Source organism: Inhella proteolytica (assembly GCF_016093275.1).
Classification (GTDB): domain Bacteria; phylum Pseudomonadota; class Gammaproteobacteria; order Burkholderiales; family Burkholderiaceae_C; genus Inhella; species Inhella proteolytica.
Genome location: NZ_JAEDAK010000002.1, coordinates 305782 through 323418 on the forward strand (window position 1 = coordinate 305782; position 17637 = coordinate 323418).

14 protein-coding genes are annotated in these 17637 nt (G+C 70.2%); 11 read left to right on the top strand and 3 right to left on the bottom strand.

Annotated features, from left to right (window positions below; genetic code table 11):
* Nucleotides 1-2 precede the first annotated feature (2 nt).
* The 7 genes from I7X39_RS04025 (at nt 3) to I7X39_RS04055 (ending at nt 5615) form a co-directional block, all read left to right on the top strand.
* A complete protein-coding gene (locus I7X39_RS04025) occupies nt 3-770 on the top strand; it encodes an SDR family oxidoreductase (RefSeq protein WP_232351693.1) in 768 nt (255 codons plus the stop codon).
* 3 nt (nt 771-773) lie between these two features.
* The gene (locus I7X39_RS04030; RefSeq protein ID WP_198109679.1) at nt 774-1169 is read left to right on the top strand and encodes a dihydroneopterin aldolase; all 396 of its coding nucleotides are present in this window, start codon (nt 774-776) and stop codon (nt 1167-1169) included.
* A gap of 8 nt (nt 1170-1177) precedes the next feature.
* Entirely contained in the window at nt 1178-2086 is a 909-nt protein-coding gene (ttcA, locus tag I7X39_RS04035) for a tRNA 2-thiocytidine(32) synthetase TtcA (protein WP_198109680.1), read from the top strand.
* 27 nt (nt 2087-2113) lie between these two features.
* Complete coding sequence (locus I7X39_RS04040) at nt 2114-2695, top strand: DUF4136 domain-containing protein (protein ID WP_198109681.1); 582 nt, start codon at nt 2114-2116, stop codon at nt 2693-2695.
* Between the two features lie 65 nt (nt 2696-2760).
* On the top strand, nt 2761-4143 hold the full coding sequence (glmU, locus tag I7X39_RS04045) for a bifunctional UDP-N-acetylglucosamine diphosphorylase/glucosamine-1-phosphate N-acetyltransferase GlmU (RefSeq protein ID WP_198109682.1): 1383 nt from the start codon (nt 2761-2763) through the stop codon (nt 4141-4143).
* A gap of 26 nt (nt 4144-4169) precedes the next feature.
* Complete coding sequence (locus I7X39_RS04050) at nt 4170-4694, top strand: SRPBCC family protein (RefSeq protein ID WP_198109683.1); 525 nt, start codon at nt 4170-4172, stop codon at nt 4692-4694.
* 12 nt (nt 4695-4706) lie between these two features.
* The gene (locus I7X39_RS04055) at nt 4707-5615 is read left to right on the top strand and encodes a DUF808 domain-containing protein (protein WP_198109684.1); all 909 of its coding nucleotides are present in this window, start codon (nt 4707-4709) and stop codon (nt 5613-5615) included.
* Between the two features lie 4 nt (nt 5616-5619).
* On the opposite strand, the gene I7X39_RS04060 is transcribed toward I7X39_RS04055, so the two are convergent.
* Nucleotides 5620-6393 (bottom strand): hypothetical protein, encoded by a 774-nt coding sequence (locus tag I7X39_RS04060; protein WP_198109685.1) that lies wholly within the window; start codon nt 6391-6393, stop codon nt 5620-5622.
* Between the two features lie 144 nt (nt 6394-6537).
* Here I7X39_RS04060 and I7X39_RS04065 point away from each other — a divergent pair, with 144 nt between their 5' ends.
* Together I7X39_RS04065 and I7X39_RS04070 are read left to right on the top strand one after the other, a co-directional pair.
* Nucleotides 6538-6858 carry a hypothetical protein gene (locus tag I7X39_RS04065; RefSeq protein ID WP_198109686.1) on the top strand — a complete coding sequence of 107 codons (321 nt, stop codon included), beginning with the start codon at nt 6538-6540 and terminating at the stop codon, nt 6856-6858.
* A gap of 74 nt (nt 6859-6932) precedes the next feature.
* A complete protein-coding gene (locus tag I7X39_RS04070) occupies nt 6933-9338 on the top strand; it encodes a putative bifunctional diguanylate cyclase/phosphodiesterase (protein WP_198109687.1) in 2406 nt (801 codons plus the stop codon).
* On the opposite strand, the gene uvrA is transcribed toward I7X39_RS04070, so the two are convergent.
* Together uvrA and I7X39_RS04080 are read right to left on the bottom strand one after the other, a co-directional pair.
* Nucleotides 9339-14915, bottom strand: coding sequence for an excinuclease ABC subunit UvrA (gene uvrA / locus I7X39_RS04075; protein ID WP_198109688.1), 5577 nt, complete (start codon nt 14913-14915; stop codon nt 9339-9341).
* A gap of 75 nt (nt 14916-14990) precedes the next feature.
* Nucleotides 14991-15872 carry a substrate-binding periplasmic protein gene (locus tag I7X39_RS04080; protein WP_198109689.1) on the bottom strand — a complete coding sequence of 294 codons (882 nt, stop codon included), beginning with the start codon at nt 15870-15872 and terminating at the stop codon, nt 14991-14993.
* 42 nt (nt 15873-15914) lie between these two features.
* On the opposite strand from I7X39_RS04080, the gene I7X39_RS04085 reads away from it, so the two are divergent.
* Both I7X39_RS04085 and I7X39_RS04090 read left to right on the top strand, forming a co-directional pair.
* On the top strand, nt 15915-17432 hold the full coding sequence (locus tag I7X39_RS04085) for a malonate--CoA ligase (protein WP_198109690.1): 1518 nt from the start codon (nt 15915-15917) through the stop codon (nt 17430-17432).
* Nucleotides 17413-17628: a cysteine-rich CWC family protein gene (locus I7X39_RS04090; protein WP_198109691.1), complete on the top strand. Its 216-nt coding sequence runs from the start codon at nt 17413-17415 to the stop codon at nt 17626-17628. The genes I7X39_RS04085 and I7X39_RS04090 overlap by 20 nt, the downstream gene beginning before the upstream one ends.
* The last annotated feature ends 9 nt before the right edge of the window (nt 17629-17637 follow it).

The following is a 17637-nucleotide window of genomic DNA, read 5'->3' on the forward strand; positions in this document are numbered from 1 at the left end:
CCATGCGCCCGGTCGTCCTGATCACCGGCGCGGCCCGCCGCCTGGGCCGCCACCTTGCCCTGCATCTGGCCCGCGCCGGCTGGGACGTGGCCGTGCACCACCGCACCACGCCGGATGCCGATGCCGATTCGCTCGGCACCGCCTTGCGGGAACTGGGCGCGCGAACCGTGGGCCTGCCGGCCGATCTGGAAGATGAAGTCGCCGTCGAGGCCCTGGTGCCTGCCGCCGTGGTCGCGCTGGGGCGGCTGGATGCCGTGGTCAACAGCGCCTCGCTGTTCAGCCACGATGAGATCGCCTCCTTCCGCTACGCGAACCTGGAGCGCCATCTGCGCGCCAACACCGCGGCGGCGCTGACCCTGGCGCGTGCCCTGCACCGCCACTGCGCCGCCGTCGGCCACGAGGGCTGCGTCGTCAACGTGCTGGATCAGAAGCTCTGGAACCCCAACCCGGACCACCTGAGCTACACGCTGAGCAAGGCCGCGCTGGAGGCTGCCACGCCCGTGCTGGCGCAGGCGCTGGCGCCGCAGTTGCGTGTGGTGGGCGTGGCGCTGGGCGTGACCCTGCCCAGCGGGCCGATGACCGAGGCCGAGTTTCAAGCCGCGCACCGCCTCACGCCCTTGGGCCGCAGCAGCCTGCCCGACGATTTCGCCCAGGCCGTCGAGTACCTGCTCAAGGCCCGCGCCGTCACCGGCACCACCTTGCTGGTCGATGGCGGCCAGCACCTCGCCGCGCAGCCGCGCGACGTCTATTACCTCGTCAAGAAAGACTGACCCATGGCATCGGCCCTCGACCACCCCAGCCTGCTCGACTGCCGGCGCCTGTTCCTGCGCAATTACGAGGTCTGGATCAACATCGGCGTGCACGATTTCGAGAAGCGCGGCGAGCAGCGCGTGCTGATCAATGTGGACCTCTACGTGCCGCTGGCCGAGACCACGCCGCAGGCCGACGAGCTGGACGAGGTGGTGGACTACGACTTCATGCGCCGCACGATTGCCGAGTACGTGTCACACGGTCACATCCACCTGCAGGAAACCCTGTGCGACGCCGTGCTGGCGCGCATGCTGGAGCACCCCAAGGTGCGCGCGGCCCGCGTCAGCACCGCAAAGCCGGACGTCTATCCGGACTGCGACGCCGTCGGCGTCGAAGTCTTCGGCATCAAGCAAGCCTGAGCAGCACCATGAGCAACAAAGACAAAGCCACGCACGAGATCAACAAGCTGTCCAAGCGCTTGCACCGCCAGGTGGGTGAGGCGATCGGCGACTTCAACATGATCGAGGACGGCGACAAGGTCATGGTCTGCCTGAGCGGCGGCAAGGACAGCTACGCCCTGCTCGACATCCTGATCAACCTGCGCCAGCGCGCCCCGATCTCCTTCGACATCGTGGCCGTCAACCTCGACCAGAAGCAGCCCGGCTTCCCCGAGGAGGTGCTGCCCACCTACCTGCAGTCCATCGGCGTGCCCTTCCACATCGAGGAGCAGGACACCTACAGCATCGTCAAGAAGCTGATCCCCGAGGGCAAGACCACCTGCAGCCTGTGCTCGCGCCTGCGCCGCGGCATCCTCTACCGCGTGGCGCAAGAGCTGGGCGCCACCAAGATCGCCCTGGGCCACCACCGTGACGACATCGTCACCACGCTGATGCTGAACATGTTCCACGGCGGGATCATGAAGGGCATGCCGCCCAAGCTGGTCAGCGACGACGGCCGCAATACCGTGATCCGCCCGCTCGCCTATGTGGCCGAGGAAGACCTGATCCGCTGGGCCGAGCACCGCCAGTTCCCCATCATTCCCTGCAACCTCTGTGGCAGCCAGGAGAACCTGCAGCGTGCCGCCGTCAAGGAGATGCTGCAGGGCTGGGAGAAGAAGCAGCCCGGCCGCCTGGACAACATGCTGCGTGCCATGGCCCACATCGTGCCCAGCCACATGATGGACCGCGAGCTCTTCCCCTTCCAGACCATCAAGCCCACTGGCGCCCCCTTTGCCGGTGGTGACATCGCCTTCGACGAGGACGAGGAAAGCTGCGCCCCGCCGCCGGCTACCCCTGGGGTGATCCAGGTCATCCGCAAGGATCCCGAGGTGGTTTAGTCTGTCTCCATTCCTTGGGAGACCGTCATGAACACGCTTCGCAGAACCCTCTTGCTGGGCGCCGCTGTTTCATTGGCCGGCTGCGCCGCACTGAAGACCCTGAGCATCGAAGTGCGCAGCTTCGGCCAGATGCCCGCAGGCAAGACCACCTATGCCTTCGAACGCCTGCCCTCGCAGCAGCAGCCGCTGAGCCGCGCCGCCGAGTGGGAGGCCCTGGCCGCACCGGCCCTGGCCAAGGCCGGGCTCAAGCCCGCGCCGGCCGGCAGCCCGCCGGACCTGATCGTCGCGCTGGGCGCGCGCGTCAGCGCCACGGCGCTCAGCCCCTGGGACGACCCGCTCTGGTACCGCTGGAACGCCCCGCTTTACCACTGGCGCTTCGGCATGCCGCCGCATTCCCACCCGATGTTCATCGAACGCCGCTATGAGCGCGAGGTCGGCGTGCTGCTGCGCGACCGGGCCACTGGCCAGGCCCTGTGGGAGGCCCGCGCCAGCAACGATGGCGCCACCCAGGGCGGCGACGGCATGATCGCGGCCCTGTTCGAAGCCGCCCTGGCCGACTATCCCAAGGCCAACCCGCAGCCCCATGAGGTGCGGGTGACGCTCCCGTAATCCCGGGGGGCGGGGCACCGCACCCGCCCAGATAATCCCGGCCCTTTCGAGAGCTGGGGGCCGCGATGGCGCTGAACATGGTGGTGATGGCCGCGGGCAAAGGCACGCGGATGAAGTCGGCGCTGCCGAAGGTGCTGCACAAACTGGCCGGCAAGCCCCTGCTGCAGCATGTGCTGGACACCATGGCGCCGCTGGACTGCGCGGCGCGCATCGTCATCACCGGCCATGGCGCCGAGCAGGTCGAGGCACGCGCCCAGGCCCAGGCCCTGCGCTTCGTGCGCCAGATGCCGCAGCTCGGCACCGGCCACGCCGTGCAGCAGGCCGTGCCCGCGCTGGATGCCGGCGCCCCCACCACCCTGATCCTGAACGGCGACACCCCGCTGGTGCGCCGAGAAACCGCCGAAGCCCTGGTGGCCGCCAGCGCCGGCAGCAAGCTGGCCCTGCTGACCGTGGTGCTGGACGACCCGAGCGGCTACGGCCGCATCCTGCGCGACGCCGCCGGCCAGGTGCTGGGCATCAAGGAACACAAGGACGCCAGCGAGGCCGAGCGCCAGATCCGCGAGGGCTACACCGGCATGATGGCCGCGCCCACCGCGCTGCTGACCCGCTGGCTCGGCCAGCTGAAGAACGACAACGCCCAGGGCGAGTACTACCTGACCGACATCGTCGCCATGGCCGTGGCCGAGGGCGTCGAGGTCGTCGCCACCCAGGCCGGCAGCGAGACCGAGGTGCTGGGCGTCAACGACCCCGTGCAGCTGGCCGATCTGGAGCGCCGCTTCCAGCGCCAGCAGGCCGAAACCCTGATGCGCGCCGGCGTGCGCCTGATGGACCCGGCGCGCTTCGACCTGCGCGGCACGCTGGAGGCGGGCGCCGAGGTCGAGATTGATGTCGGCTGCGTGTTCGAGGGCCGCGTGATGCTGGGCGAGGGTGTGCGCATCGGCGCGCATTGCGTCATCAAGGACGCCGTGATCCAGGCCGGCGCCGTCATCCACCCCTTCACGCACATCGACGGCGAGGCAGCAGGAGTCGAAGTGGGCGAAGGCGCGCTGATCGGCCCCTTCGCGCGCCTGCGCCCCGGCGCCAAGCTGGGCCGCGAGGTGCACATCGGCAACTTCGTCGAAGTGAAGAACAGCAGCTTGGCCGCGGGCGCCAAGGCCAACCACCTGGCCTACCTGGGCGACGCCACGGTAGGCGAGCGCGTGAACTACGGCGCCGGCAGCATCACCGCGAACTACGACGGCGCCAACAAGCACCGCACCGTCATCGAGGCCGACGTGCACATCGGCTCCAACTGCGTGCTGGTGGCGCCCGTCACCATCGGCGCCGGCAGCACCATCGGCGGCGGCAGCACCATCGCCAAGGACGTGCCGGCCGGTGAGCTCTGGGTGGCGCGCGCACGCCAGACCAAGATCCCCGGCTGGACGCGGCCCGTCAAGCTGAAGAAGTAGCGCTCGCAAACCCGCTGGAGAAACCGATGGCCCTGCTGAAAGCCCTGCTCGCCTTGGGCGCCCTCTTGGTTGGTGTGCTGCTGGCCGGCGCGCTGCTGCTCTCGCCGCACTATCAGGTCAGCCGCTCGGTGCTGATCAAGGCCCCGGCCGAAAGGGTCTTTGCGCACCTGGACAGCCCGGCGGGCTGGGCGCGCTGGGGGGTCTGGTACCGCAAGGACCCGCAGATGAAGGTCACACCCGAAGGCAGCGCCCAGGGTGTCGGTGCCGCCTGGAGCTGGACCAGCAAGAGCGAGGGCAACGGCCGCATGAAGCTGACCGCCGTCGAAGCCGGCAAGCGGGTGGGCTATGAGCTGCAGATCGAAGACTTCAACCCCAGCACCGGACAGCTCGAACTGGTGCCCGAGGCGGGCGGCACACGGGTCACCTGGACGATGCAAGGTGATGTCGGGCACCGGCTGGCGCGCTGGTTCGCCTTCTTCATGGACCGCTTGGTCGGCCCTGATTTCGAGGCCGGCCTGGCCAATCTGAAACAACTCGCTGAAAAGCAATAACCGGAAGATCCCATGGCCGCTGGCAGCCTCCTCGCCCTCCTCGACGACATCGCGACCGTTCTCGACGATGTCGCCATCCTGACCAAGGTCGCCGCCAAGAAGACCAGCGGCGTGCTGGGCGACGACCTCGCGCTGAACGCCCAGCAGGTGGCCGGCGTGCGCGCCGAGCGCGAACTCCCGGTGGTTTGGGCGGTGGCCAAGGGCAGCTTCGTCAACAAGGCCATCCTGGTGCCGGCGGCCCTGCTGATCTCCTACTTCGCCCCCTGGGCCGTGCTGCCCCTGCTGATGCTGGGCGGCGCCTATCTGTGCTTCGAGGGCGTGGAAAAGCTTTGGCACAAGATCGCCCACCGCGCAGAGGAAGAGGCGCATGAGCAGGAAGTGCTGGAGGCGCTGACCCACCCCGAGGTGGACCTGGTGCAGTTCGAGGCCGACAAGATCAAGGGCGCCATCCGCACCGACTTCATCCTCTCGGCCGAGATCATCGTCATCGCCCTGGGCATCGTGGCCGGCAAGCCGCTGGGCACCCAGCTCGGCGTGCTGACGGGTATCGCCATCGCCATGACGGCCGGCGTCTACGGCCTGGTGGCTGCCATCGTCAAGCTGGATGACGCCGGTCTCTACCTGAGCCAGAAGCATGCCGGCGGCCCGCTGCACCTGCTGGGCCGCGGCCTGCTGGCCGCCGCGCCGCGGCTGATGAAGCTGTTGGCCTTCGTGGGCACGGCCGCCATGTTCCTGGTGGGCGGCGGCATCCTGGTGCACGGCATCCCGGCCCTGCACCACATCGGCGAAGACCTGGCCAAGGGCGGCTTCACCGGCAGCCTGCTGGAAATGGGCCTGAACCTGGGCGTGGGCGTGGTCGCGGGGGCGGTCTGCCTGCTGGCCTGGACCGCGCTGAGCCGCCTGCTGCCCAAGCGCGGCTGAACGGCTACGGGCAATAGGCCCGCGCCGCCGGCCCGGCCGCCAGGCTTTGTGCGGCCAGCTGGCGCAGCTGGGCCTGCAGCGCCGGCGCCACGGGCGAAGTCACCAGCGCCGGCCCGCTGCCCAGGGCCTGGCCGCTGGCGCTGGCGTACAGCACATAGGCCGCCAGCAAGGCACCGGCCGGGCTGCTGTGGTTGCCGTCGGCGGCGTGCAGGGCCAGCGCCGGCAGGGCGGCCGCGGCGCGGTCGAAGGCCTGCGGCACCGGGGCCAGGCAGGCAGCCTCGGCCCTTGCGATGCCTTCGTGAAGCCCGTAGATGCGCGCGCTCTCGTCCACCCCCCGGCGCGGCCATTCGGGAAACAGCACCGGCGTGGCGCCGCGCGCCTTGACCAGGCGGATCCAGGCCTTGGCTTCCCCGGTGGAGTAGTTCACCGTGCCGGAACTGCTGTACTTCTGTGCCTGCAGGAAGACCTGGCTCCAGGCCGCGGAATCCAGCAGCGTGCGCGAGGTCGAGTCGCTCAGGCGTTCGTCCAGAAACAACAGGCCGGGCGCCACGGCCACGCGCACCGGCTGCCCCGGGCTGGCCTGGCGGAACAGCTCCGCCACCAGGGCGGGCAGTTCGTTGAACTGGGTGTGGCTGTTGCCATAGAACAGCAGTGCGCGCTCGCCCGGCACGGGAGCCGAAGCGGGCGGCGGCGCGCTGGGGGCGCTGGACGACGCCCCACCGCAGGCGGCCAGGGCCGGCAGCAGGGCGGCGACGCAAAGCAGGCGAAGGGTGCGCATGCGGGCCATGCTCGCGCAGACGCCCCGGATCCGCCCCTGCGGAAAGTCAGCTTTGCGGGAATGCGAGCACTTTCCGGGGCAGATGCCCGTTTGCAGGCGGCCACGGCGCGCTTAGCATCGGGCCATCCTTGCTCTGGGGCCGCCATGGTTTCCCAAGTCCTCGCCAGCATCGGCTTGACCGTCTGCATCGCACTGGGCCTGCACATGCTGCTGGGCCGGGAGCGTCAGCGTCAGCTCGGTCTGTGGTGGCAGGGCTACCAGGCGCGCTTTTCGCTGTGGCGGCGGCGCTGGTCGCCGGACGCCCGCGCAGAGCAGCGGCGCCGCCAGCGCCTCTTCGTGGCCAGCCAGCATCGCGAAGCGATCGAGCGGGCCCGCTCCAGGCCCATGGAGCTGGACGAAGTGGAATGGGATGGCAATGTCGCCAAGCCCAAGTTTGGCCAGGCCCGCAAGCGCCATCTGCACTGAGCCAGGCCTTCGGCTTGACCAGCGCCTGAGTCCCCAAGTAGAAGCGCTCCTTAGCGCCACCAGGGAGCAGGCGGATGAGCACCGCGAAACGGCAGCCGGCAGCAGACCTTGCCCACATATGGGCCGGCGGCGGCTTCGCGGGTGCCTGGCGCTACGAGCAACAGAGCGCCCGCCTGCAATGCGACGAGGATGTGGCTACCGCCCTGGGGCTGGCCGTCGAAGGGCCGCTGACAACCTTCCTGGCCGTGGTGGACGAGGCCGACCGCGCCGCGCTGCTGGCGGCGGTGCAGGCCACCGCGCACGATGGCGGCCGCCTGGACCGGCGCTTTCGGATCGGGCAGGGCCCGGCGGCGGGGCAATGGGCGCGACTGGCCGGGCGGGCCAGCCAGGGGGTGTTGGCCGCCGCCCTGACCGACCTGCCGGGCGAAGGCGAGCGCATGGACAGCTGGCGCGACGCCGAGCAGCGCTTCCGCCACGCCTTTGACCAGACCCCCACCACGGCCGTGCAGGGCTACGACCGCCTGCGCCGTGTCATTTACTGGAACGCCGCGAGCGAGCAGCTGTACGGCTGGCGGCGCGAGGAGGCCCTGGGCCGGCTGCTGGAAGACCTGATCGTGCCGCCGCCCATGCGCGCCGACGTGGTGCGCCTGCACACCGCGTGGCTGGAGGAAGGCGTGGCCATTCCAGCCGGCGAACTGGAGTTGCAGCACAAGGACGGCAGCATGGTGCCGGTGTTCTCCAGCCACGTGATGCTGCGCAACGGCTGGGACGAGCCCGAGATGTACTGCATTGACGTGGACCTGCGCCAGCAGCGCCAGGCCATGCTGGAAGGGCACCAGCGCGAGCGGCAGCTCAGCGTGATCAGCCAGGTCAGCCACGCGGGCTGGTGGGAATGGGAACTGCTGACCGACGAGGTGCGCTGGTCCGCCGAACTGGGGCGATGGTTCGGCGTCGGCCCCGGTCAAGCCAGCCGCCAGCTGTTGCTGCAGCGCCTTGACGAAGCCACACGCCAGCAGCTGCAGGCGCATTGGATCCATGTGCAGCGCGGCGAAGCGCTGGACCTGGAGCTGCGCCAGCTGGTGGCGGGGCAGGAGCGCCATTTCCTGCTGCATGTGGAGGCCCCCGACCCCACCGTGCCGCAGCGCCGCATCGGCACCCTGCTCGACATCACCGAAAGCAAGGCGGCCGCCTCGCGCATCGATCGCCTGGCCCGCCACGACGACATGACCGGCCTGCCCAACCGCCTGCAGATGAGCGAGCGGCTGGAAGAGGCGCTCTCGCGCCAGCGCCGCAACCCGCAGGGCAAGCTGCTGGTGGGCTGCTTGGGGCTGGACCGCTTCCGGCTGGTGAACGAGAGCTTCGGCCCGAGCCGCGGCGACAGCCTGCTGAACGCTTGCGCCGAGCGCCTGCGTGGCCGACTGCGCGCCCATGATCTGTTGGCCCGACTGGGCGGTGACCACTTCGGCGTGCTGATCGAAAGCGTGCGCGACGAGGCCGAGGCCGAGAGCCTGGCCCAGCAGCTGCTGGGCCTGTTCCGCCAGCCCTTTGGCAGCGGGGAGCAGGAGCATTACCTCAGCGCCAGCCTGGGGCTGAGCTGCTGGCCCGACGACGGCAGCAGCGCCGAGGTGCTGCTGCAACACGCCGAGACCGCGCTGCACCGCGCCAAGGAGCAAGGCGGCGGGCATCACCAGTTCTACCGGGCCGACATGAACGAGCGGGCGCTCGAGCGCGTGCAGCTGCTGAACCGCCTGCGCCGCGCCCAGCCCCAGGGCGAGCTGAGCCTGCACTACCAGGCCCAGCGCCGCCTCACCGACCGCAGCCTGCTGGGCGCCGAGGCCCTGCTGCGCTGGCACTCACCCCAGCTCGGCAACGTGCCGCCAGACCGATTCATCCCCCTGGCCGAGGAAAGCGGGCTGATCGATGCCGAGGGCGGGCTGGGCGACTGGGTGCTGGCACGCTGCTGCGCGACCCTGGCGGCCTGGCAGGGCGGGCCGCACGCGCAGCTGCGCCTGGCGGCCAACCTGTCGGCTCGCCAGTTCCGCAACGGCCGCCTGCCCGCCACCGTGGCGCGGCTGTTGACCGAGCACGGCGTGAACCCGCAGCGCCTGGAGCTGGAGGTCACCGAATCCCTGCTGCTGGACCACGACCAGGCCACGCAGCAGCAGCTCTTCGCCCTCAAGGACCTGGGCGTGGCGCTGGCACTGGACGACTTTGGCACCGGCTATTCGTCGCTGGCCATGCTGCGCCGCGTGCCGGTGGATGTGCTGAAGATCGACCGCAGCTTCGTGAAGGACCTGGGCCAGGACGGCGAGGCCGACGCGCTGGTGCGCGCCATCGTCGGCATGGCCAAGGCCTTGAAGCTGCAGCTGGTGGCCGAAGGCGTGGAGACCGAGGCCCAGGCGGCCTTCTTGAACGCGCTGGGCTGCGAAACCGGCCAGGGCTGGCTGTTCGGCCGACCGGTGCCGCTGGAGGATTTCTAGCTAGCGCGCCAGCACCCCGGCCAGCGCCTGGCCCGTGTGGGTACCCGCCGCTACCAGGTCTTCCGGCGTGCCGGCCGCCACCAGGCGGCCGCCGCCCTTGCCGCCCTCGGGCCCCAGGTCGATGACCCAGTCGGCTTCGGCGATCAGGTCGAGGTCGTGCTCGATCACCCAGACCGAATGCCCGGCATCCACCAGCCGGTGCAGCACCGCGATCAGGCGCGCCACGTCGGCCATGTGCAGGCCCACCGTGGGCTCATCCAGCACATAGAGCGTGTGCGGCTGCTTCTGGCGGCGCAGGTCCTCGCGCACCTTCACCAGCTCGCTCACCAGCTTGATGCGCTGGGCCTCGCCGCCACTCAGCGTGGGGGAAGGCTGACCCAGCGTCAGGTAGCCCAGGCCGACGTCCTGCAAGAGCTTGAGCGGGTGGTGGATGGCCGGCATGGCGGCGAAGAACTCCACCGCCTCGTCCACCGGCATGGCCAGCACCTCGCCGATGCTCTTGCCCCGCCAGCGCACCGCCAGGGTCTCGGGGTTGAAGCGCTGGCCGGCACAGACGTCGCAGACCAGCTTCACATCGGGCAGGAAGCTCATCTCCACCGTGCGCATGCCCTGCCCTTCGCAGGCCGGGCAGCGGCCGGGGCCGGTGTTGAAGCTGAAGCGCCCGGCCTGGAAGCCGCGGCCCTTGGCCTCGAGCGTTTCGGCAAACAGCTTGCGGATCGCGTCCCAGAAGCCGATGTAGGTGGCCGGGCAGCTGCGCGGCGTCTTGCCGATCGGGGTCTGGTCGACTTCGAGCACGCGCTCCACCGCCTCGTGGCCTTCGATCGAGGCACAGCCGCTCCATTTCGGCAGCGCCCTGCGCAGCGGCACGGCGGCGGCCAGATTGGCCAGCAGCACCTCGCGCGCCAAGGTGCTCTTGCCGGAGCCCGACACCCCGGTCACGCCGACCAGGCGGCTCAGCGGCAGGGCCGCATCCAGTTGCTGCAGGTTGTGCAGATGGGCACCGCGCACCGTGACAAGCGCGGTGTCGGCGTCCACGGGCCGGCGCGGGCGCAGCGGGTGGCGCATCGGTTCGGCCAGGCAGCGGCCGGTGGTGGATTCGGGCGCCGCCGCCAGATCCGCCGCCGTGCCCTGCGCCACCACGCGCCCGCCGCGCTGGCCGGCGCCGGGGCCGATGTCGATCAGGTGCTCGGCGCGGCGGATGGTGTCCTCGTCATGCTCCACCACCACCAGGGTGTTGCCGCGGCTGGCCAGGGTCTGCAGCGCGTCGAGCAGGATGCGGTTGTCGCGCGGGTGCAGGCCGATGGTGGGCTCGTCCAGCACGTAGCAAACACCCTGCAGATGCGAACCCAGCTGGGCGGCCAGGCGAATGCGCTGGGCCTCGCCACCGCTCAGCGTGGGGGCGGCGCGGTCCAGGGTCAGGTAGCCCAGGCCCACCTGCTGCAGGAAGGCCAGGCGGGCGCGGATCTCGCTCAGCACGTCGCGGCCGATTTCATGCGCGCGACCGGCCAGGGCCAGGCTGTCCACCCAGGCCAGGCAGTCGTCCACGCTCAGCTGGGCGATGTCGGCAATCGGCGCCTCGGCAAAGCGCACCGCACGCGCGGTGGGGTTCAGGCGTGCGCCGCCGCAGTCCGGGCAGGGCTGGTCGCTCACGCCCTCCAGTTCGGGCTCGTGCGAGAGCTGCTGCTCACGGCCCTTCTCGTCGCCGGCCAGCTGTGAGTCGTCCAGCGCCTGGCGCTGGCTGCGGTCCAGCGCCAGGCCGGTGCCCACGCAGCTGCCGCACCAGCCTTGCTTGCTGTTGTAGGAAAAGAGGCGCGGGTCCAGCTGCGGGTAGCTGGTGCCGCAGACCGGGCAGGCGCGCTCGGTGGAAAACACGCGCACCGGCTGCTCGCCGCTCAGGCAAGGCAGCAAGTGCACGACGCCCTTGCCAGCCTCCAGCGCCTTGGCCAGCAGCTCGCGCAGCGCGGGCTCGTTGGCGGGGTTGACCTCCACCTCGCCCACCGGCAACTCGATCACATGCTCCTTGAAGCGGTCCAGACGCGGCCAGGGCTTGGTGGGGATGAACAGCCCATCCACGCGCAGATGCGTGTAGCCCTTGGCCGCATGGGCCTTGGCCAGGTCGGTGTACAGGCCCTTGCGGTGCATCACCAGGGGCGCCAGCAGGCCGATGTGCTGGCCCCGGTACTCGCTCTGGATCTGCGCCAGGATCTGCTCGGCCGACTGCGGCGCCACCACCGCGCCGTCGTGCACACAGTGCTGCACGCCGAGCTTCACCCACAAGAGGCGCAGGAAGTGCCAGACCTCGGTGGTCGTCGCCACCGTGCTCTTGCGCCCCCCGCGGCTCAGGCGCTGTTCGATGGCCACCGTGGGTGGGATGCCCCACACCGCATCCACCTCCGGCCGGCCGGCCGGCTGCACGATGGAGCGCGCATAGGCGTTCAGCGATTCGAGGTAGCGGCGCTGGCCTTCGTTGAACAGGATGTCGAAGGCCAGGGTGCTCTTGCCCGAGCCGCTGACCCCGGTGATGACGTTGAACTTGCCGCGCGGCACGTCCACATGCACGCCCTTGAGGTTGTGCTCGCGGGCGTTGACGATCTGGATCGCCTCGCTCTGCGCGGCGCGCTCCTTGCGGCGGTTCAGCAGCAGGGTCTGCAGCGGCACCCCTTCCGCGGCTTTGAGCGGCTCGTCCATCGCCAAGGCGTAATCGCGCAGGGCCTGGGCGGTGTGGCTGCTGGCGTGCTCGCGCACGTCTTCGGGGGTGCCCTCGCAGACCAGCAGACCACCTTCGCTGCCGCCCTCGGGCCCCAAGTCGATCAGCCAGTCGGCCGCGCGGATGACGTCGAGGTTGTGCTCGATCAGCAGCAGCGAATGCCCGGCGCTGAGCAGCTTGCGCATCGAGCGCATCAGCTTGGCGATGTCGTCGAAGTGCAGGCCGGTGGTGGGCTCGTCGAACACGAACAGCAGGCCCTTCTTGGCCACGCGCGGCTTGCTGCCCGAATCCGCCAGGTGCGAGGCCAGCTTCAGGCGCTGGGCCTCGCCGCCGCTCAGCGTGGGCACGGGCTGGCCCAGGCGCAGGTAGTCCAGGCCCACGTCCTGCAGGGGCTGTAGCTTGGCCAGCAGCTCACGGTCGTGCTGGAACAGCTCCACCGCCTCGGCCACCGTCAGGTCCAGCACCTCGGCCACACTCAGCTTGCGGCTGCCGCGCTCGATCACCACCTCCAGCAGTTCGGCGCGGTAGCGGCTGCCATTGCAGTCCGGGCAGCGCAAGTACACATCGCTGAGGAACTGCATCTCCACATGCTCGAAGCCGGTGCCCGCGCAGCTGGGGCAGCGGCCCTCGCCGGCGTTGAAGCTGAAGTGGCCGGCGCCATAGCCGCGCTCCAGCGCCAGCGGCGCCTGGGCAAAGCGCTTGCGCACCTCGTCGAAGGCGCCCACCACCGAGGCCGGGTTGGAGCGCGCGGTCTTGCCGATCGGCGATTGATCGACGAAGACCACGCCGGCCAGCCAGTCGGCGCCGAGCAGGCGGTCGTGCGCGCCGGGGGCATCGGTGCTCTCGCCGAAATGGCGCTTCAAGGCCGGCACCAGCACGTCCTGCACCAGGGTCGATTTGCCCGAGCCGCTGACGCCGGTGACGACGACGAAGCGCTGCAGCGGGATCTCGACCGAGAGCGAGCGCAGGTTGTGCTCGCGCGCGCCTTCCAGCAGCAGGCGCGGCGTGCTCGCTTCCACCACGCGCTTCAGGCCCATGCCGACATGGCGGCGGCCGCCCAGGTAGTTGCCGGTCATGGTGTTGGCGGCCCGCAGGGCTTCGGGCGTGCCGTCGAACACCACATGGCCGCCCAGCATGCCGGGGCCGGGGCCCATGTCGAGCACGCGGTCGGCGGCGAACATCACCGCCGGGTCGTGCTCCACCACCACCAGGGTGTTGCCGGCGTCGCGCAGGCGGTGCATGGCCTGGGTGATGCGGTGCATGTCGCGCGGATGCAGGCCAATGCTGGGCTCATCCAGCACGAACAGGGTATTGACCAGGCTGGTGCCCAGGGCCGTGGTCAGGTTGATGCGCTGTACCTCGCCGCCGCTGAGCGTGCGGCTCTGGCGGTCCAGCGTCAGGTAATGCAGGCCCACATCGCACAGGTACTTCAGGCGGTTGCGGATCTCGTCGAGCAGATGGCCCAGCGCCTCATCGAGCAGCGCCGAATCCGGCTGGTAGGCGTCGAAGAAGGCGCGCACCTGGGCGATGGGCAGCTGCAGCAGGTCCGGCAGGGCCAAGCCGGGCAGTGCGGCCAGCTGCGCGGGCGTCCAGGCCACGCCCACGGGCAGGAAGCGCGCGGCGGGCGCCAGCACGGCGTCGGCCTCGGCCTTGCTGCCCAGGCGCCAGAGCAGGCTCTCGGTCTGCAGGCGCGCGCCCCGGCAATGCGGGCATTCGGTGTAGCTGCGGTACTTGGACAGCAGCACCCGGATGTGCATCTTGTAGGCCTTGGTCTCCAAGTAGGCGAAGAAGCGCCGCACCCCGTACCACTTCTTGCCCCACTGGCCGTCCTTGTAGTCCTCCTGACCTTCCAGCACCCAGTGGCGCTGCTCGGGGCTGAGATGGCTCCAGGCGGTGTCGCGCGGGATACCGGCCACGCCGGCGTGTTTCATCAGGTCGTCCTGGCACTCGGCCCAGGCCGGGGTCTGGAAGGGCTTGATGGCGCCGCCGCGCAGGGTCTTCTTCTCGTCCGGGATCACCAGGCCCCAGTCCACGCCGATGACGCGGCCAAAGCCGCGGCAGTGCTCGCAGGCGCCCAGGGCGGAGTTGAAGCTGAACAGCGCCGGCTGGGCCGGGCGGTAGCGCAGGTCGCTCTCGGGGCAGTGCAGGCTGCTGCTGTAGCGCCACTGTTCCGGTCCGTCGAGGTTCTGCACCGCCATCAGGCCCTGGCCGCGCGTCAGACAGGTTTCGATGGCTTCCATCAGGCGCGCGTCCTCGGCGCTGCCCACGCGGATGCGGTCGGCCACCACGTCGATGACCGTCTGGCCGCCCTGCTCGCGCCGGTTCAGGTAGCGCGTGAAGCCGGCGCTGGAGAGCCACTGCTCGATCTGCGCCTCCTCCACCTGGGCGGGCAGTTGCACCGCGAAGGTCAGCGCCACGCGCGGCTCGCCCGCTGCGGCGGCACGCTGGCGCAGGTCGGCGGCGATGCTGGCAGGCGTGTCGGCGCGCACTTCCTGGGCGGTCTGGCGGTCGAACAGGCGGGCGGCGCGGGCGTAGAGCAGCTTCAGGTGGTCGTTCAGCTCGGTCATCGTGCCGACCGTGCTGCGGCTGTTGCGCACCGGGTTGGTCTGGTCGATGGCGATGGCCGGCGGCACGCCTTCCACGCTGTCCACCGCCGGACGGTCCATGCGGTCCAGGAACTGGCGAGCGTAGGCGCTGAAGGTCTCGACGTAGCGGCGCTGGCCTTCCGCGTACAGGGTGTCGAACACCAGCGAGCTCTTGCCCGAACCGCTCGGGCCGGTGACGACCGTCAGCTCGCCGGTGCGGATCTCCAGGTCCAGGTTCTTGAGGTTGTGCTGGCGGGCGCCACGGATGCGGATGGGTGCCGACATGGAAGGCTCAGGGCGACAGGGGGCGGACATTCTGCGGGCGGAATGCGGCCCGCCGCCGCCCAGGGGCCATTCCGGCTACATCCAGTAGCGGTCCGGGATGGCGTTCGCCGCGGGGCTCAGGGTCGGGTTTGGAATGTGGAAGCGCAGGCGGCGCTCCAAGTTGGCGCCGCGCAGCCCTTCCTTCGTGAAGGTGTGCGTGTCAAAGAGGCGCCGGTAGGCACCGCTCTCGTGCAGGCTGCGCAAGCCGGCCTCGATCTGCGCGGCCAGGGCCTTGTTCTCGTGGCGCACGTAGAAGATCTGGTCGTTGCGGTAGCTCAGCAGCAGGCGCGGCTCCAGCATCAGCTCGGGCGCGTCCTGGCTGCGCAGGCTCAGCTCACCCACCGCCTCCAGGGCGCCGCGCGGGAAATAGTCGATGGTGCCGCGCGCCACCATGCGGAACAGCGCGTCGTAGGTGTTGGACACCACCTTCAGGCCGGCGGCGCGCAGGATGGTGGTGTCCACCCAGCCCACGCCCTGCCCGGCGGTCAGTCCGGCCAAGTCTTCGAGCTTGTTCACGGCGGCAAATTGCGCCTGCCGCTCCTTGTGGATGATGAAGACGCGCTGCCCCATCAGGCCGCGGTAGAGCGGGATGTAGATCGGCCGGGCCAGGCGCTCGGCCTCGTCGTTCAGCGCCGCCCACATGAAGTCGATGTGGCCCTCGCGCAGGGCACGGAAGGCGCGCGGGCGCTCCATCGCCATCTCGGTGGGCTCGAAGCTGGCCTCCACACCCTGGGTGGCCAGCGCCAACTGGAGCAGGGAAAGGGCGAAGTTCAGGCGCAGATCCTGCGGCAGCAGCGCAAGCTGGGCATAGCGCAGCACCACCCGCGCCGAGGCCGGGCGCGCCGGCAGGCCCAGCGCCGCGGCCGCCAGCCAGTGGCGGCGGCGCCAGGCAAAAGGGGGCAGTGCATCCGGGGCCATGCGCCAACTCTATGCGCCCAGCCCGCGGCCGAGAATCCCGGTATGCAGCACGACGACTCCCTGTTCAGCGCCCTGCGCGCCGCCTTCCCTGCCGATCTGGACCGCATCGCCCTCACTGTCTGGGATCAGGAAGGCCAGCCGGCCTACACCTGGCGCGACCTGGAGCGCGGCTCGGCCATGCTCGCCAACTTGTTCGCCGACCTTGGCCTGCAACCCGGCGAGCGCCTGGCCTTGCAGGTGGAAAAGTCGGTCGAGGCCCTGATGGTCTGGCTGGCCTGCCTGCGCAGCGGCCTGGTGCTGGTGCCGCTGAACCCGGCCTACCAGGCGGCCGAGCTGACGCATTTCCTCAAGGACGCCGAGCCGCGCATCCTGGTCTGCGCCCCCGAGACGTTTGGCCGCCACAGCAGCCTGGCCTTCCAACTCGGGGTGGGGTGGGTGTTCACACTGGGGGCCGAACGCCAGGGCACGCTGCTGGAGCGCGCCAGCTTCCACGCCGACCAGCACAGGCCCCTGCCCCGTCAGGCCGGCGACCCGGCGGCCATCCTCTACACCAGCGGCACCACCGGCGTCTCCAAGGGCGCCGTGCTCACGCACGGCAATCTGCTCAGCAATGCGCGCACCCTGGTGGAGGTGTGGGGCTGGCAGCCGCAGGCCGATGTGCTGGTGCACGCGCTGCCGATCTTCCATGTGCACGGCCTGTTCGTGGCCAGCCACTGCGCGCTGCTCAGCGGCAGCTCCATGCGCTGGCTGCAGCGCTTCGAGCCCGCCGCGGTGTGCAGCGCCCTGCAGGGCGCCACGGTCTTCATGGGCGTGCCCACGCTGTACACGCGCCTGCTGGCCCACGCCGGCTTCACACGCGCGGCGGCGGCGAGCGTGCGTCTGTTCATCAGCGGCTCGGCACCTCTGCAGGCCGAAACCTTCGACGAGTTCGAGGCCCGCATCGGTCAGCGCATCCTGGAGCGCTACGGCATGAGCGAGACCGGCATGCTGACCAGCAACCCCTTGAACGGGCCACGCGTGCGCGCCTCGGTGGGCCCGGCGCTGCCGGGCGTGCAGCTGCGCATTGCCGAGCCTGATGCCGAGAGCGTCGGCAGTGTCGAGGTCAAGGGGCCGAACGTGTTTGCCGGCTACTGGAAGCGCCCCGAGCTGAACGCCAGCGAATTCACGCCCGACGGCTACTTCCGCACCGGCGACATGGGCCGGCTGGACGCCCACGGCTATCTGCACCTGGTGGGCCGCGCCAAGGACCTGGTCATCAGCGGCGGCTTCAACGTCTACCCGGCCGAGGTGGAGATGCACCTGAACGAGCTGCCCGGCGTGCAGGAGTCGGCCGTCATCGGCCTGCCGCACCCGGATTTCGGCGAGGCCGTCACCGCCCTGGTGATCCCCCTGCCCGGCGCGCAGTTGGACGAAGCCGTGCTGATCGCCGCCATGCGCCGGCGCCTGGCCGCCTTCAAATGCCCGAAGCGCGTGCTGCTGGCCACCGAGCTGCCGCGCAACGCCATGGGCAAGGTGCAGAAGAAACTGCTGCGGGAACAACATGCCCAGCTCTACCGATAACAGCCACTGCCCGCGTTGCGGCGGCGGTTTTCATTGCGGTGCGGCCGAGGCGCGCTGCGACTGCTTCGAGCTGAAGCTCAGCGCCGCGCTGCGCGCCGAGCTGGCGCAGCGCTACAGCGGCTGCCTGTGCCTGAACTGTCTGCGCGAGCTGGCAAAGCCCACCGAGCCGCCCGGCAACACATCAAGCCCGAGCTGACGCCAGCCG

What these genes read in the sequence shown, in the direction of transcription:
- I7X39_RS04085 (WP_198109690.1), top strand. Translation starts at nt 15,915, where the DNA reads ATGCAGCACGACGACTCCCTGTTCAGCGCCCTGCGCGCCGCCTTCCCT.
- uvrA (WP_198109688.1), bottom strand. Translation starts at nt 14,915, where the DNA reads ATGTCGGCACCCATCCGCATCCGTGGCGCCCGCCAGCACAACCTCAAG.
- I7X39_RS04040 (WP_198109681.1), top strand. Translation starts at nt 2,114, where the DNA reads ATGAACACGCTTCGCAGAACCCTCTTGCTGGGCGCCGCTGTTTCATTG.
- I7X39_RS04070 (WP_198109687.1), top strand. Translation starts at nt 6,933, where the DNA reads ATGAGCACCGCGAAACGGCAGCCGGCAGCAGACCTTGCCCACATATGG.
- glmU (WP_198109682.1), top strand. Translation starts at nt 2,761, where the DNA reads ATGGCGCTGAACATGGTGGTGATGGCCGCGGGCAAAGGCACGCGGATG.
- I7X39_RS04025 (WP_232351693.1), top strand. Translation starts at nt 3, where the DNA reads ATGCGCCCGGTCGTCCTGATCACCGGCGCGGCCCGCCGCCTGGGCCGC.
- I7X39_RS04060 (WP_198109685.1), bottom strand. Translation starts at nt 6,393, where the DNA reads ATGCGCACCCTTCGCCTGCTTTGCGTCGCCGCCCTGCTGCCGGCCCTG.
- I7X39_RS04080 (WP_198109689.1), bottom strand. Translation starts at nt 15,872, where the DNA reads ATGGCCCCGGATGCACTGCCCCCTTTTGCCTGGCGCCGCCGCCACTGG.
- I7X39_RS04055 (WP_198109684.1), top strand. Translation starts at nt 4,707, where the DNA reads ATGGCCGCTGGCAGCCTCCTCGCCCTCCTCGACGACATCGCGACCGTT.
- I7X39_RS04050 (WP_198109683.1), top strand. Translation starts at nt 4,170, where the DNA reads ATGGCCCTGCTGAAAGCCCTGCTCGCCTTGGGCGCCCTCTTGGTTGGT.
- ttcA (WP_198109680.1), top strand. Translation starts at nt 1,178, where the DNA reads ATGAGCAACAAAGACAAAGCCACGCACGAGATCAACAAGCTGTCCAAG.
- I7X39_RS04065 (WP_198109686.1), top strand. Translation starts at nt 6,538, where the DNA reads ATGGTTTCCCAAGTCCTCGCCAGCATCGGCTTGACCGTCTGCATCGCA.
- I7X39_RS04090 (WP_198109691.1), top strand. Translation starts at nt 17,413, where the DNA reads ATGCCCAGCTCTACCGATAACAGCCACTGCCCGCGTTGCGGCGGCGGT.
- I7X39_RS04030 (WP_198109679.1), top strand. Translation starts at nt 774, where the DNA reads ATGGCATCGGCCCTCGACCACCCCAGCCTGCTCGACTGCCGGCGCCTG.